Source organism: Pseudomonas gregormendelii (assembly GCF_017114825.1).
Lineage (GTDB): Bacteria > Pseudomonadota > Gammaproteobacteria > Pseudomonadales > Pseudomonadaceae > Aquipseudomonas > Aquipseudomonas gregormendelii.
Map to the genome: position 1 here is coordinate 52,210 of NZ_JADEVO010000019.1, position 13,905 is coordinate 66,114.

Annotated in this window: 11 protein-coding genes; 6 read left to right on the plus strand and 5 right to left on the minus strand. The window is 62.5% G+C overall.

The window, feature by feature from the left end; all coding sequences use genetic code 11:
• Positions 1-19: 19 nt before the first annotated feature.
• A complete protein-coding gene (locus tag IMW75_RS14875; protein ID WP_045062071.1) occupies positions 20-817 on the minus strand; it encodes a hydroxymethylpyrimidine/phosphomethylpyrimidine kinase in 798 nt (265 codons plus the stop codon).
• 284 nt (positions 818-1,101) lie between these two features.
• Here IMW75_RS14875 and IMW75_RS14880 point away from each other — a divergent pair, with 284 nt between their 5' ends.
• From IMW75_RS14880 to IMW75_RS14895, 4 genes are all read left to right on the plus strand, one after another.
• Positions 1,102-3,480, plus strand: a complete 2,379-nt coding sequence (locus IMW75_RS14880) for a hybrid sensor histidine kinase/response regulator (protein WP_205893050.1) — start codon at positions 1,102-1,104, stop codon at positions 3,478-3,480.
• A 75-nt stretch (positions 3,481-3,555) separates the two neighbouring features.
• Positions 3,556-5,205 carry an acyl-CoA dehydrogenase family protein gene (locus tag IMW75_RS14885; protein WP_205893051.1) on the plus strand — a complete coding sequence of 550 codons (1,650 nt, stop codon included), beginning with the start codon at positions 3,556-3,558 and terminating at the stop codon, positions 5,203-5,205.
• Positions 5,206-5,334: 129 nt separating this feature from the next.
• Entirely contained in the window at positions 5,335-6,834 is a 1,500-nt protein-coding gene (gene amn, locus IMW75_RS14890; protein WP_177328595.1) for an AMP nucleosidase, read from the plus strand.
• A gap of 71 nt (positions 6,835-6,905) precedes the next feature.
• The gene (locus IMW75_RS14895) at positions 6,906-7,547 is read left to right on the plus strand and encodes a pseudouridine synthase (RefSeq protein WP_045062068.1); all 642 of its coding nucleotides are present in this window, start codon (positions 6,906-6,908) and stop codon (positions 7,545-7,547) included.
• Here the strand turns inward: IMW75_RS14895 and IMW75_RS14900 are convergent.
• Both IMW75_RS14900 and IMW75_RS14905 read right to left on the minus strand, forming a co-directional pair.
• Entirely contained in the window at positions 7,542-7,751 is a 210-nt protein-coding gene (locus IMW75_RS14900; protein WP_045062067.1) for a DUF2788 domain-containing protein, read from the minus strand. The two genes, IMW75_RS14895 and IMW75_RS14900, sit on opposite strands and share 6 nt — an antisense overlap.
• A gap of 215 nt (positions 7,752-7,966) precedes the next feature.
• On the minus strand, positions 7,967-8,446 hold the full coding sequence (locus tag IMW75_RS14905; RefSeq protein WP_045062103.1) for an Lrp/AsnC family transcriptional regulator: 480 nt from the start codon (positions 8,444-8,446) through the stop codon (positions 7,967-7,969).
• Between the two features lie 415 nt (positions 8,447-8,861).
• On the opposite strand from IMW75_RS14905, the gene IMW75_RS14910 reads away from it, so the two are divergent.
• On the plus strand, positions 8,862-9,923 hold the full coding sequence (locus tag IMW75_RS14910) for a DUF6515 family protein (protein ID WP_045062065.1): 1,062 nt from the start codon (positions 8,862-8,864) through the stop codon (positions 9,921-9,923).
• Here the strand turns inward: IMW75_RS14910 and IMW75_RS14915 are convergent.
• Together IMW75_RS14915 and IMW75_RS14920 are read right to left on the minus strand one after the other, a co-directional pair.
• Positions 9,908-10,813 carry a cation diffusion facilitator family transporter gene (locus IMW75_RS14915; RefSeq protein ID WP_205893052.1) on the minus strand — a complete coding sequence of 302 codons (906 nt, stop codon included), beginning with the start codon at positions 10,811-10,813 and terminating at the stop codon, positions 9,908-9,910. The genes IMW75_RS14910 and IMW75_RS14915 overlap by 16 nt on opposite strands.
• Positions 10,814-10,839: 26 nt before the next feature.
• Complete coding sequence (locus IMW75_RS14920; RefSeq protein ID WP_045062063.1) at positions 10,840-11,259, minus strand: hypothetical protein; 420 nt, start codon at positions 11,257-11,259, stop codon at positions 10,840-10,842.
• A 110-nt stretch (positions 11,260-11,369) separates the two neighbouring features.
• Between IMW75_RS14920 and hrpB the strand changes: the two genes are divergently transcribed.
• Entirely contained in the window at positions 11,370-13,889 is a 2,520-nt protein-coding gene (hrpB, locus tag IMW75_RS14925) for an ATP-dependent helicase HrpB (RefSeq protein ID WP_205893053.1), read from the plus strand.
• The last annotated feature ends 16 nt before the right edge of the window (positions 13,890-13,905 follow it).

Genomic DNA, 13,905 nt, shown 5'->3' on the forward strand with positions numbered 1-13,905 from the left:
CCGCATGACTAATGGGAAGTTACGAACAGAAATCCAGCGGCAGGCGGCGTGGCACAAATTGACCTTTACCCAGCTGCTCGGCATCACGCAGGGTGCGCCATGTGTAGTTAAGCGCGGTCTGCACGGCACTGACGAGGTTTTCACCCTGCGCCAGACGACCGGCCAGGGCGCTGGCCAGGGTGCAGCCGGAACCGTGGTAACTGCCGGGCAAACGCTGGCAGGTGAAGGTTTCGCGGCGACCGTCGCGGGTGTACAGGCGGTTGTGAATTTCCTGCTCGTCGCCGTGACCGCCGGTGATCAGCAGATGCTTGACGTAGGGCAGCAGTTTTTCCGCGCATTGGTCTGCCGTGCCTTCGGGGAGCTCGGCGAGGATGCGCGCTTCGGGCAGGTTGGGGGTGGCAATGATCGCCAGTGGGAGCAGGCGTTCGCGCATCGCGTAGCCGACTTCGTCCTTGCCCAGGCGTCCGCCGCCGCCCGCACGCAGTACCGGGTCGCAAACCATCGGCAAGTGCGGATGCGCCTGCAGCAGCTCGACCACGGTGTCGACCATTTCCAGCGAACCGAGCATGCCCAGCTTGACGGCGGCGACTTCGGAATCGTTAAGCACGGCGTTGGCCTGGGCCAGTACCCACGCTCGGTCGAGTACGCGGAAATCAGTGACGTTGACCGTGTCTTGCACAGTCAGCGCGGTGACGGCCGGAGCCGCATGACAACCCTGGGCGAGCAGGGCTTCGATATCTGCCTGCAAGCCGGCGCCACCACTGGGGTCGTGGCCGGAGAGACAGAGGACAACGGGGCGGGAGCTGTAGATATTCATGGTGCGCGAGCTTACCACCAGTCACTCGACTCATGACAGTGGACTCTGTAGCAGCAGGGCCGCTCCCACAGTCGGCATGAGGGGGGCAACCGCTCTAGCTCAATAGATAGCGCTGCAAAGCCCGTACTAGAGCCTTTCGAGTATATTTTTCAATGGTGTTCATTGGCCACTAACGGCTATGCTAGAGTGGATCCAAATCAATAACAGGTAATACCGGTTTTACGTCTACTCAAAGGGAATGAGGGGCTTCCTGAGATAACCGGACCGGCCACGCTGGGGCTTAGATGCGCTATTTGCTGATGTTGCTGCTCTGCTTGCCCCTTTTGGCGAGCGCAGTCGAATTCGACGAGAACACTCAAAGCCTGCCATTGGGCCGAACCCTGCAAGTGTTCGAAGACGCGGGCGGGCAAGCGACCATTGCCGACGTCCGTGCCGAGGATGCCGCAGGACGGTTCAAGCCCCACGATAATGCCACCCTCAACGCCGGCTATTCGCGTTCAGCGTTCTGGCTGAAAATCGACTTGCACTATCGTCCGAAGAATCCAGCGGCGCAAAGAACCTGGCTGCTGGAACTGGCCTACCCGCCCCTCGATCATCTGGATCTGTATTTACCCGACGCTGCTGGCGAATACCGACTGGTGCGCCAGACCGGCGATGCCTTGCCTTTCTCCACCCGCGAAATTCGCCAGAACAATTACCTGTTCGATCTCGATTTCACCCCCGACCAGGCGCAAACCCTGTACCTGCGCCTGCAAAGCGAGGGATCGATCCAGGCGCCGGTGACCTTGTGGTCCAGTACCGCGTTCCTCGAAGAGCAACCGCTGCGCCTGTACGTGCTGGGCCTGATCTACGGTGTGTTGCTGGGGATGCTGGTCTACAACCTGTTCATCTACCTGAGCGTGCGGGACACCAGCTACCTCTATTACATCTTCTATATTGCCTCGTTCGGCTTGTACCAACTGTCGGTGAACGGTGCGGCCGTGCAATATTTCTGGCCGGACAGTCCATGGTGGGCCAATGCCGCCACGCCGTTCTTCATCGGCTGTTCCGGGTTGTTTGGCAGTCAGTTCGCCCGCAGCTTCCTGCAGACGGCCACCCACAGTCGCTGGCTCGATCGCTTGTTGCTGGCGCTGGTTGTGTTTGGCGCAGTGGTCATTGGTTTGTCCCTCATGACCAGCTACGCCCTGGCCCTGCGCCTGGCCACGGCCCTGGCGCTGACTTTCACCGTGGTGATTTTTGCCGCAGGGATCTTCGCCTGGCTGCGCGGTTTGCGCGTGGCGCGGTATTTCATCATTGCCTGGTCGGCCTTTTTGCTCGGCGGCATCATCAACACACTGATGGTCCTGGGTTACCTGCCAAACGTGTTCCTGACCATGTATTCCAGTCAGATCGGTTCGGCCATCGAAGTGGCACTTCTGTCCCTGGCGCTGGCCGACCGCATCAATGCCATGCGCGAGCAGCAGGCGCAGACCCTGTTTGATGCCGGGCAGAAGCTCGAAGTGCTGAACCAGCAACTGGCCCACAGCAACCGGCTCAAAGACGAATTCCTCGCCACCCTGACCCACGAGTTGCGCACGCCCATGAACGGGGTCATCGGTTCGCTGGAGCTGATGCAAACCGTCGAGATGGATCCGGAGCTGGAGCAGTACCAGCAAACAGCGGCGGGATCTGCCCGGGACATGATGCGCATGGTCAACGGCATCCTCACGTTGACCGAATTGCAGGCCGGCAGGCTTTCGGCCAGCGCGGCGTCGTTCAGTTTGCGCAGCGTGATCGAAGCCTTGCGCGTGCAGTTCGAGGGCAATGCCCTGAGCAAGTTGCTGGACTTCAAGGTCGATGTGACACCCGGCCTTCCGGACCGCCTGCACGGTGATAGCGCCAAGCTGACGCAATGCCTGGAATGCCTGCTGGACAATGCGATCAAGTTCACCCGGGTCGGCGGGCTGGCGCTGCGCGTCACAGGCAAACCCGCGCAACCTGGAAGAATGGCGCTGTGTTTTGCGGTGATTGATACCGGTATCGGTTTTACCGACCTGGGGGAGGCGACCATGTATCAGCGCTTCTTCCAGCTCGATGGCTCAATGACCCGCGAGTATGGCGGGCTGGGCGTGGGTCTGGCCATTTGTCGGCAGCTGGTCGAGTTGCTTGGGGGGCGACTGACGCACCGTTCCGAGCCAGGTCGCGGCAGTCGGTTCCAGCTGGATGTCGAATTTGAACTGTCAATAACGCAATCCCCGCCCCGCACCTCACAGCATTACTCGCGCCTGCGCCAGCCGCGAGATTGCAAGGTGCTGTTGGTGGATGAGAACACCGTCAACCAATTGGTTATCCGCGGCATGCTGCTCAAGCTCGGGTACCAGGTGCGCACGGCCGACAGCGGGTCCGCGGCACTCGATTACCTGCAGCGGGAGGCGTTTGATGCGGTATTGCTCGACTGCCAATTGCCGCCATTGAACGGCATGTCTGTCAGTAGCCAGATCCGTACGCTGGCGGGCTGCGCCGAGCTTGCGGTCTTCATGATTGCCTTGAGCATTGATCGCGAGCACTGCACCGGCGCCAGTTTCATCGACTACTTGAGCAAGCCGGTGAAGTTCGAGGATTTGCAGGCAGCACTGCAACGCCGGGTGCTGGGTTTTGAACAGGGCGAAAGCGCCGCCAATTAGGCAGGTATGACACTTTGAACGGTCAGGGGGCAGTGCTTAACTGAAAACCCCTTGGCCGACCAAAGGAGCCCCGTCATGAACCTGCATCAGTTCGCCGAAACCCACGAAGTCACCAACCAGCCACCGTCGCTGGATGGCGCCAACCTGTACCGCGTGGATTTGCCGCTGCAGCAATGGTCGCGGCATTTTGGCGCCGGCTGGGCCGAATCGCGCATTGATGCCTACGGTGCGTTGGCCGGTGGGCCGTTGATGGCAGCCGGGTTCCTGGCCAACGAGAACAAGCCGGTATTTTCCAGCCACGACCGATACGGCCATCGCATCGACCTGGTGGAATTTCACCCGGCCTATCATGAGTTGATGCGCACGGCGGTCGAGCATGGCCTGACGTCGTTACCCTGGGCGCAGCCGCAGCCGGGAGCGCACGTTGCCCGCGCTGCCATGACCTATCTGCATAGCCAGGCCGAAGCCGGTAGTGGTTGCCCGCTGACCATGACGTTTGCCAGCGTGCCGGCCCTGCGCCTGCAGCCAAATCTGGCTGACATCTGGCTGCCGAAAATCCTCGCCACCGAATACGATCCACGCAACATCGGCATGGCGCACAAGGCGGGCGTCACCATCGGCATGGCCATGACCGAGAAACAGGGCGGCACCGATGTACGGGCCAACACCACCAAGGCTTATCCGGTTGGCGCCAGTGGGCCGGGCCAGGCGTACGAACTGGTGGGTCACAAGTGGTTCTGCTCGGCGCCGATGTGCGATGCGTTCCTGACGCTGGCCCAGACCGACAAAGGCTTGACCTGCTTCCTGTTGCCGCGCCATCGCCCGGACGACACTCGCAACCAGTTCTACATCCAGCGCCTCAAAAACAAGCTCGGCAACTGCTCCAATGCCTCCAGCGAAGTAGAGTTTCGCGGCGCGCTGGCGTGGATGGTCGGCGAGGAAGGGCGCGGGGTGCCGACCATCATCGAGATGGTGGCCATGACTCGCTTTGATTGCATGGTCGGTTCCAGTTCGCTGATGCGCCAGGCCTTGACCCAGGCGAGCCATCACTGCGCGCATCGCAGCGTCGGGGGCAGGCTGCTGAGTGAGCAACCGCTGATGCAGAATGTGCTGGCGGACCTGGCCCTGGAAAGCGAAGCGGCCCTGGCCTTGAGCCTGCGCATGGGCCGCGCCCTGGATCATTTGGCTGACGATCATGAAGCAAAATTCGCCCGGCTGGTGACCGCCGTGGGCAAGTACTGGATCTGCAAACGTGCACCGGCCATGATCAACGAAGCCGCCGAATGCATGGGCGGTGCGGGTTATGTCGAGGACAGCATCCTGCCGCGCCTGTACCGCGAGGCGCCGGTGAACTCAACGTGGGAAGGCTCCGGCAACGTGCAGTGCCTGGACGTGCTGCGGGCGTTGTCGAAAGAGCCCGGCGTGCTCGATGTGCTGTTCAATGAACTGGGCGATGGCCATGGCGACAAGCGCCTGGCGGCGCATATCCAGCGGCTGCACGCAGCATTCAAGGACACGGGCGATATCCAGTACCGAGCCCGCCAGCTCACCGAGGACATCGCCCTGGGTTTGCAGGCCAGGTTGTTGCTGGAGGCGGGTAATGCTGCCGTCAGTGATGCGTTCATCGCCAGCCGACTCGGCTCGAGCGGCCGCGTGTATGGTGCGCTGCCACGCGGCCTGGAGGTTGAAGCGATCGTCGCCCGATCAACCCCGCAGATGTCTTGAAGGGCAAAAGATCGTCCGAACGCGGCCCGAGCCTTCGGCAGCTCCTGCGGGGATTCGCGATTCTTCAAGGGGCTGCCGAAGGCTGCGATCTTTTTTTCACTGTTCCCGTCCGACGACGATGCAGGCAAGATGAAGCTCTGCAAGTCAGAACACAGGATGCTGATCGTGACCGAAGCTTTTATTGTCGTTCAAACCGCCGAGCAAGCCGTGGATCGGCTTGCGCTCTTGCACGAACGTGCAACCACTGCGCTGAATCAGGCGCTCAAGCGTTACCTCAAGGATCGTATAGAACCGGACGCCGAACAGCGTGCGATGTTTCGTTATCCCGAACTGCGTCTGACCTATCACTGCCAGGGCGAAGTGCCGCAGACCACCCGCGCCTACGCCAAGGTTCAACTGCCGGGCACTTACAGCGTCACCGTCACTCACCCTGCGGCGTTTCGCAAATACCTGCTCGAACAGCTGGTGCCGCTGATGCATGACTTCACCGTGACCGTGGAAGTCGGGATCAGCCAGCAGAACATTCCTTATCCGTACGTGGTTGAGCAAGGCGACGAGCTGGCGGGGTCCGGGGTAACGGCTGCCGTCCTGGCACGCGTCTTCCCCAGTACCGACCTGTCCGCCGCCACCGATGGCATTGCCGACGGCCTGTACGACTGGGAAAACACCGACCCGCTGCCACTGGCCCTGTTCGACGCCGCACGGGTGGATTTCTCCCTGCGTCGCCTGGTGCACTACACCGGCAGCGACTGGCGCCATGTGCAGCCGTGGATCCTGCTGACCAACTACCACCGCTACGTCGACCAGTTCATCGTGCATGGCCTTGAGCAGTTGCGCAGCGACCCGCGTTTCGTGCGCATGGTACTGCCGGGTAACGTGATCATTGAAAAGAGCATGGACCACGGCGAGGCATCGGCCATTGCCGCAGGCGTGGTGTGGCATCGCTACCAGATGCCGGCCTATCACCTGATCGCCAGCGATGGTCATGGCGTGACCCTGGTGAATATCGGCGTCGGCCCCTCCAACGCGAAGAACATCACCGATCATCTGGCGGTACTGCGCCCGCATTGCTGGCTGATGATCGGCCACTGTGGTGGCCTGCGTCAGTCCCAGACCATCGGCGACTACGTGCTGGCTCACGCCTACATGCGGCGCGACGGCATTCTCGACCGGGTGGTGCCACCAAATATCCCGATTCCGGCCCTGGCAGAAGTGCAGATGGCCTTGCAGCAGGCGGCGGCGAACATCACTGGCGAGAAGGGCGACGAGCTGAAGAAGCGTCTGCGCACCGGCACCGTACTGACCTACGACGACCGTAACTGGGAATTGCGCTGGGCCCAGGAGCGTCCGCTGATCAACCTGTCCCGCGCCGTGGCGGTGGACATGGAAAGCGGCACCATTGCCGCCCAGGGCTATCGCTTGCGGGTGCCGTATGGCACGTTGCTGTGCGTTTCGGACAAGCCGCTGCACAGTGAAATCAAGCTGCCGGGCTCGGCGAACGCGTTCTACGAGCGTGCGGTCAGCCAGCACTTGAAGATTGGCATCGAAGCGGTGGACCTGTTGCGCACCGAACTCAACTCGCTGCACTCGCGCAAACTGCGCAGCTTCGACGAGCCGCCGTTCCGCTGATTGTTCTCATGGTCATTTGGCGGTCAGGGCACTAGCATTAGCAGCCCTGACCGTTAGATGTTCTCTTCGCCATGTCTCGTCCCCCACGTCCTGCTTCCCGCCGCCCCGGTGCGAACCTTGCGCCATCGGCTTCGGCCCCGCGCCGGGTCGCCAAAGCGCCGCCTGCCGAACCCCGGCTGATCCTGTTCAACAAGCCATTCGATGTGCTGACTCAATTCAGCGACGGCGAAGGGCGGGCGACGCTCAAGGATTACATCGAGATACCCGGCATATACCCGGCCGGACGTCTGGATCGCGACAGCGAAGGCTTGCTGTTGCTGACCAATGACGGACAGCTGCAGGCGCGCATCGCCGACCCGAAACACAAGCTGGCCAAGACCTACTGGGTGCAAGTGGAAGGCGAGCCGAACGCTGTGCAGCTGCAGCGCTTGCGCGATGGCGTCGAGCTCAATGACGGCATGACCTTGCCCGCCGAGGCGCGGCAGCTGGACGAGCCGCAGCTTTGGCCGCGCAACCCACCCGTGCGTTTTCGCAAGAGTGTGCCCACCAGTTGGCTGGAACTGGTGATTCGCGAGGGCCGCAACCGCCAGGTGCGGCGCATGACGGCTGCCGTGGGTTTGCCGACCTTGCGTCTGGTGCGCGTCAGAATTGGCGACTGGTCGATCGAAGGGCTCGATCAAGGCCAGTGGAAGGAAGTGCCGGCGCGTTTATAAGGCGCCGGATTCGATCAGGCCGATCACCACACTCTTGATGACGAACGCGGCCACACCCAGGCCCAGCACGAAGAACAGAATCATTGAACCGAAGCGGCCGGCCTTGGATTTCTTCGCCAGATCCCAGACGATGAAACCCATGAATATGATCAGGATGGTGACCAGTCCGGTCATCATCCACTCTTCGAATACGGCAGGATCCATCGAAACTCTCCGGCGTGGACGCGGCTAAAATTGCGGGGGGCGAGTATACGCCACGCAAGGTTCGCGCAGCATTGACCTGCGTCGGTGTGCCGCAGTCATTGGTCGCCTTCGCCGGCCCTATCGCTGGCAAGCCAGCTCCCACAGGGTTTGTGCTCGCTCACAATCGTGAGTTCAACACAAAACCTGTGGGAGCGGGCTTGCCCGCGATGGCGTCTTCAACTGCGCAGATGCGTCAAAGGCAGTTCGGTACTGTTCAAAACCTGGTTCAACACAAAACTCGAGCGCACACTCGTCACCCCGTCAATCCGGGTCAAGTGCCCCAGCAGCAGCTTCTGGTAGTGATCCATATCCGGCACCACTACCTTGAGCTGATAGTCGGCGTCCATCCCCGTCACCAGGCTGCATTCGAGCACCTGGGGCAAAGTGCGGATCGCCGCTTCGAAGTTCTCGAAGCGTTCCGGCGTGTGCCGGTCCATGCCGATCAGCACGTACGCGGTCAGGCTCAGGCCGAGCATCTTGCGATCCAGCAGGGCCACCTGGCGGGTGATGTAGCCGTCGTCCTCCAACTGCTTGACCCGACGTGAGCAAGGGGAAGGCGACAGCCCTATGCGTTCGGCCAGCTCCTGATTGGAGATGCGCGCATCACGCTGCAATTCCGCCAAAATGCTCAAGTCGTATCGGTCGAGTTTGCTCATCATTCAGGCCTTTATCATAACTATTGCGGCGGATTATCTATCCAGGGTTAAAAATTGCGCAAGTGATGTTTAATTCAGCAATCTTCGCAATCCTCTGCCGCAGCCTCAAGCCTATTCTTATTACCAGAATCACTGCTCGGACAAATAGTCCACTGCAGCTCGCCCAATCAGGCCAGCTGCGGCCGCCACCCCCACCGGGGATGTGCCGGCCTCCGAGCTGCACACTGTCCAGAAGACGGCGTGAGGTGAGCCGACGTCATAAGCGTCGAGCACGGACGAAGTTCTCAAGGGGAGGCCGACGGGTCTCCCTTTTTTAATGCCTGCGAAAAATACTGCGCGACTGATAACCTGTTGCAGAACCGGCCTGTGCTTTCCCAGTCTTACGTACAAGCCCTGAGCTACTGTGAGGAAAAGCATGAAGTCGCGCATCTGGCGTTTGGCCGGTGTTGGTTTGCTGTGCATCAGTGTCACCACCCAGGCGCTGGCTGACGAGCCGCACAATCGGGGGCCTGACGGTGTACAGCAAGGTGAGGGTCACCAGGGTAACAATCCGGGGCGCGGTGGCAACGATCATGCGCAGCGCCCGCAGAATGCGCCTCAGCAGAATAATCAGCCCCGCGGGCAGGGCAACGACATCATTCGTGGCGACAATAGCCGACAGTTCGAGCAGAACGGACACAATCGCAACGGGCAAAGCCGCCCGCCACCGGATTACAACAGCCCGGTGCGGCCACCGCCGCCTCCACCCCAGTTACCCGCCAATGACCTGCCGATCCAGGGTCGCCCCGACAGCGTGCGCCAGACCCAGCAACCTCAGCGGGGCTATTATCAGGATGTGCCACGGCGCAATGACGGTAACCCGCAGTGGCAAGTCGGCGGGCCGGGGGCGCGTCCCGATGACCATCGTGATGACAATCGCTGGCCCGGTCGCCCGCCTGGGCACGGTAATGGCTGGGGGCCAGGGCCGCAGTATCGTCCAGGGCACGTGATCGACCGCTTCCCGGACCGTGATTATCGTGTGCCCTACGGTGGCCGCGATTACTTCTACTCGGGCGGCTACTGGTACCGTCCACAGGGGCCACGTTATGTGGTGGTGCAACCGCCGCGCGGGATTCGCGTGGGCTACCTGCCCGATTACGCACGCGAGGTGTGGATCGGCGGTTCGCTGCTGTTCCTGGCGGCCGGTTCGTACTACGCCTATCAGGAAAGCACCCGGGATTACGTGGTGGTCGAGCCACCGGGACAACCGCTGCCGCAGTCGGCCAGCAACGGTTACGACGTTGAAGCTTATCCGGCCAATGGACAGTCGCCGGAGCAGGTCAATCAGGACGGCTACGACTGCTACCGCTATGCAGTCGAGCAGAGTGGTTTCGATCCACGTGCCGACACTTATCAGCCGGACCCCTCGGTGGTGCAGATCTACCGTCAGGCCCAGGGCAACTGCCTTGGCAGTCGCGGTTATCAGGTCAAATTCTGAGCGCGGGCCGCTTGCACCACTTCCTGCGGGTCGGCGTGCACCAACACCTCGGCCCGTGGGTAGGCGGCGTGGATGGCATCGGCGGCCTGGTCGCTGATGCCGTGGGCCACTGACAGGGTCAGGTCGCCGGGCAGCTCCAGGTGTAACTGCACGAACCACTGGTTGCCCGAGACCCGGGTGCGCAAGTCATGCGCACCCAGCACGCCCGGTACACTGCAGGCCAGTTCAAGCATGTGCTGGCTGACATCCAGTGGTAGTTCTTCATCCATCAGCACGGTAAAACTCTCCCGGGCGATCTGGATGGCGCTCCACAAGATGTAGGCGGCGATGCCCAGCCCGAACCACGCATCCAGCTGATGCCAGCCGAACGCCGCCAGCACCAGTGCCACCAGGATGCTGCCGTTGAGCAGCATGTCCGAGCGATAGTGCAGCGAGTCGGCGCGCACTGCATTGGAGCCGGTGGCCTTGACCACGCGATGCTGCAGCATCAGCAGCGCCAGGGTCAGTGCCAGGGAGAACAGGATCACCCCGATGCTGATCCAGGCTGCGCCTATCGGTTCGGGGTGCTGCAGCCTGTCAAACGCCTGCAGGGCGATCAGCACCGCACTCCCGCCAATGAACAACGCCTGGGCCATACCGGCCAGCGACTCGGCCTTGCCATGGCCGTAGCGGTGATCGTCATCGGCCGGGCGCAGGGCGTAATGCACCGCCAGCAGGTTGAGCATCGAAGTGACGCCGTCCAGCGTCGAATCGGTAAGCCCGGCGAGCATGCTGACCGAGCCGCTCAACCACCAGGCAATGGCTTTGGCGACGATCAGCGTACAGGCCACCGCCACCGAGGCACGGGTCGCCAGCCGCAGCAGGCGGGCGTGTTCGGAGCTTGAGATCATAGGTGCGGCGGTTCCTTGCAAAAGGTTTATGCAGCGGGTTGCAGGCCGAACATGGCCAACTGCTGGGTGCTGCCCTTGTGCTGGATCAGGCGTGGATCATCCAGCGGGAAGCTGCGGCCCAGTTCGGTTTCCAGGATGGTCTGCAACTTGCGGTTGTCGACCTTGCCGTCGGCGCCAATCGCTTCCTGGAGCTTTTCCGGAGCGACCTGGGCGGTCTTCCCCGGTTCGAAGTAGATCGCGCCAGTGGCGAAGTCCACGGCGAAGGCGATCAGGCCCGGGACGATGTAGAACAGCAGGCCCACGGCATCGAGCACGGCAATGGCCGGATCGATCTTGCCATCGATCTGACCGCGGCGATCAGGGTAGAAGATCGATCCGCAGGCGGTCACTTGAGTCAGCAGGGTCGCAACTAGAACACCACCAATCAGGCGAAAGGGAGCACGCATATGAATCTCCTTGAGTCATCTGGAAAACGAAGCGTCGTCGGTATGAATTAGGACCGTGAGAAACGCCAGGCAGTTCGCCGTTATACTCGCGCCTCTGTTTGGGAGCCAGCATGATTTCTTTACCGATCGATGAAGTTTTACCCGCCCTGCGTGAAGCCCTGGCCGCACGTCATGAAGCGGTGCTCGAAGCACCGCCCGGCGCGGGCAAGACCACTCGGGTGCCACTGGCCTTGCTCGACGAGCCCTGGCTGGCCGGTCAGACCATCCTCATGCTCGAACCACGACGTCTGGCCGCGCGAGCGGCGGCGGAGCGCCTGGCCAGTGAGTTGGGCGAGAAGGTCGGGGAAACCGTGGGCTATCGGATTCGCCTGGACAGCCGGGTGGGGCCCAACACCCGTATCGAAGTGGTAACCGAAGGTATCCTCACCCGACGCCTGCAGGATGACCCGGCCCTGGAAGGCGTGGGCCTGTTGATCTTCGACGAATTCCACGAGCGCAGCCTGGATGCCGACCTGGCCTTGGCCCTGAGCCTCAACGGCCGGGAGCTGTTCCGGGAAGACCAGCCGCTGAAAATCCTGCTGATGTCGGCCACCCTCGAAGGCGAGCGCCTGGCCGGCTTGCTCGATGATGCGCCGATACTGCGCAGCGAGGGGCGCATGTACCCGGTGGCGATGCGCTGGGGCAGGCCGTTCCAGGCGGGTGAATTCATCGAACCGCGGCTGGTGCAGACAATACTTGAAGCCTTGAACGATGAAGCCGGCAGCGTCCTGGTGTTCCTCCCCGGTCAGGCGGAAATTCGGCGGGTGCATCAACAGCTGGCCGATGCGCTGGGCGACAGTTCCCAGGTTCTGCTCTGCCCGCTGCACGGCGAGCTGGACCTTGGCGCCCAGCGCGCGGCTATTGAGCCGGCTCCTGCGGGCAAGCGCAAAGTAGTGCTGGCCACCAACATCGCCGAGACCAGCCTGACCATCGACGGTGTGCGTGTGGTGATCGATGCCGGGCTGGCGCGGGTGCCGCGCTTCGATCCCGGCAGTGGCATGACCCGCCTCGACACCCAGCGAATTTCCCGTGCCAGTGCCACCCAGCGTGCGGGCCGGGCCGGGCGCCTGGAGCCGGGGGTGTGTTATCGCCTGTGGTCCCAGGATCAGCACGAACAGCTGGCGGCCTATGCCAGTGCGGAAATCCTCTCGGCTGACCTTGCCAGCCTGGCCTTGCAACTCGGTCGCTGGGGCGTAACGCCCGGGCAACTGGTCTGGCTCGACATCCCGCCGGCCGCCGCCTATGCGCAGGCGCAGGATCTGCTGCAACGCCTGGGCGCTCTGGATGGCGAGACGCTGACCCGCCACGGCCAGGCCATGGCCGAGCTGCCGGCGCATCCACGTATTGGTCATTTACTGTTGCGCGGCCAGGACCTGGGGTTGGCTGACATGGCCTGCGACGTCGCGGCTCTGCTGGGGGAGCGCGATATCCTACGCGGCGCCGGTGCCGATCTGCATAGCCGGTTGGTGCTGTTGTCCGGCGCAGAACGCGCCGCGCGTGGCGCCCAGGGCGGCGTCCAGCGTGCGCGGCAACTGGCACGGCAGTATCGCGGCTACCTGCGGGGCAAGGCGACGCAGGCGGTCAGTGATCCCGAACATCCACGCTGGCTGGGCGCGTTGTTAGCGCTGGCCTATCCCGACCGCGTGGCGCAGCAACGCCGTGCAGGCGGCGCCGAGTATCGCCTGGCCAACGGCCGGGCGGCGCTGTTCGCCGAAGCGGACAGCCTGATGAAGCAAGCGTGGCTGGTAATTGCCGACCTGGGCAGTCGCCAGGGCCAGCGAGAGGAACGGATTTACCTGGCGACGGATTTTGATCCGGCGCTGTTCGACTCGGTGCTGTGCGAGCAAGTGCGCGTGGTCGACCAGCTTGACTGGGATGAGCGCGAGGGCGTGTTGCGCGCCGAGCGCCAACGCAAGGTTGGGGAACTGATCCTCAGCCGCGAGCCGTTGACCGGCCTGGATGAAAGCGCCCGGAGTCAGGCGCTGGTCAACCTGGTGCGGCGCAAGGGCCTGGAGCTATTGCCGTGGACCCCGGAGCTGCGCCAGTGGCAAGCGCGAGTGGCGCTGCTGCGCCAGCTGGATCTGGCGGGGAAGGGCGAGAGCGAATGGCCGGACGTCAGCGACGCCGCGTTGCTCAAAAGCCTTGAACGCTGGCTGATGCCGTATCTGGGCAAGGTCTCGCGGCTGAGCCATTTCAGCAACCTGGACCTGTCGAGCATCGTCCACAACCTGTTGCCTTGGCCGCTGCCGCAACGCCTGGACGAGCAGGCGCCGCATCACCTGAGCGTGCCGTCGGGCTCGTCGATCCGCCTGGATTACAGCGAGCAGCCACCGATCCTGGCGGTACGCTTGCAGGAATTGTTCGGTCTGTCGGACACTCCGCGCATCGCCGGCGGCAGGCAGGTGGTGAAACTGCACCTGCTATCCCCGGCGCGCCGGCCGGTGCAAGTGACCCAGGACCTGGCGAACTTCTGGCGCAGTACCTACGCCGAGGTGAAGAAGGACTTGAAAGGACGATACCCCAAGCATTACTGGCCGGATGATCCGTTGGTGGCGGAGGCGACGGCGCGCATAAAACCGCGCAAAGGCTGAGGATCAAAAGTTCGCA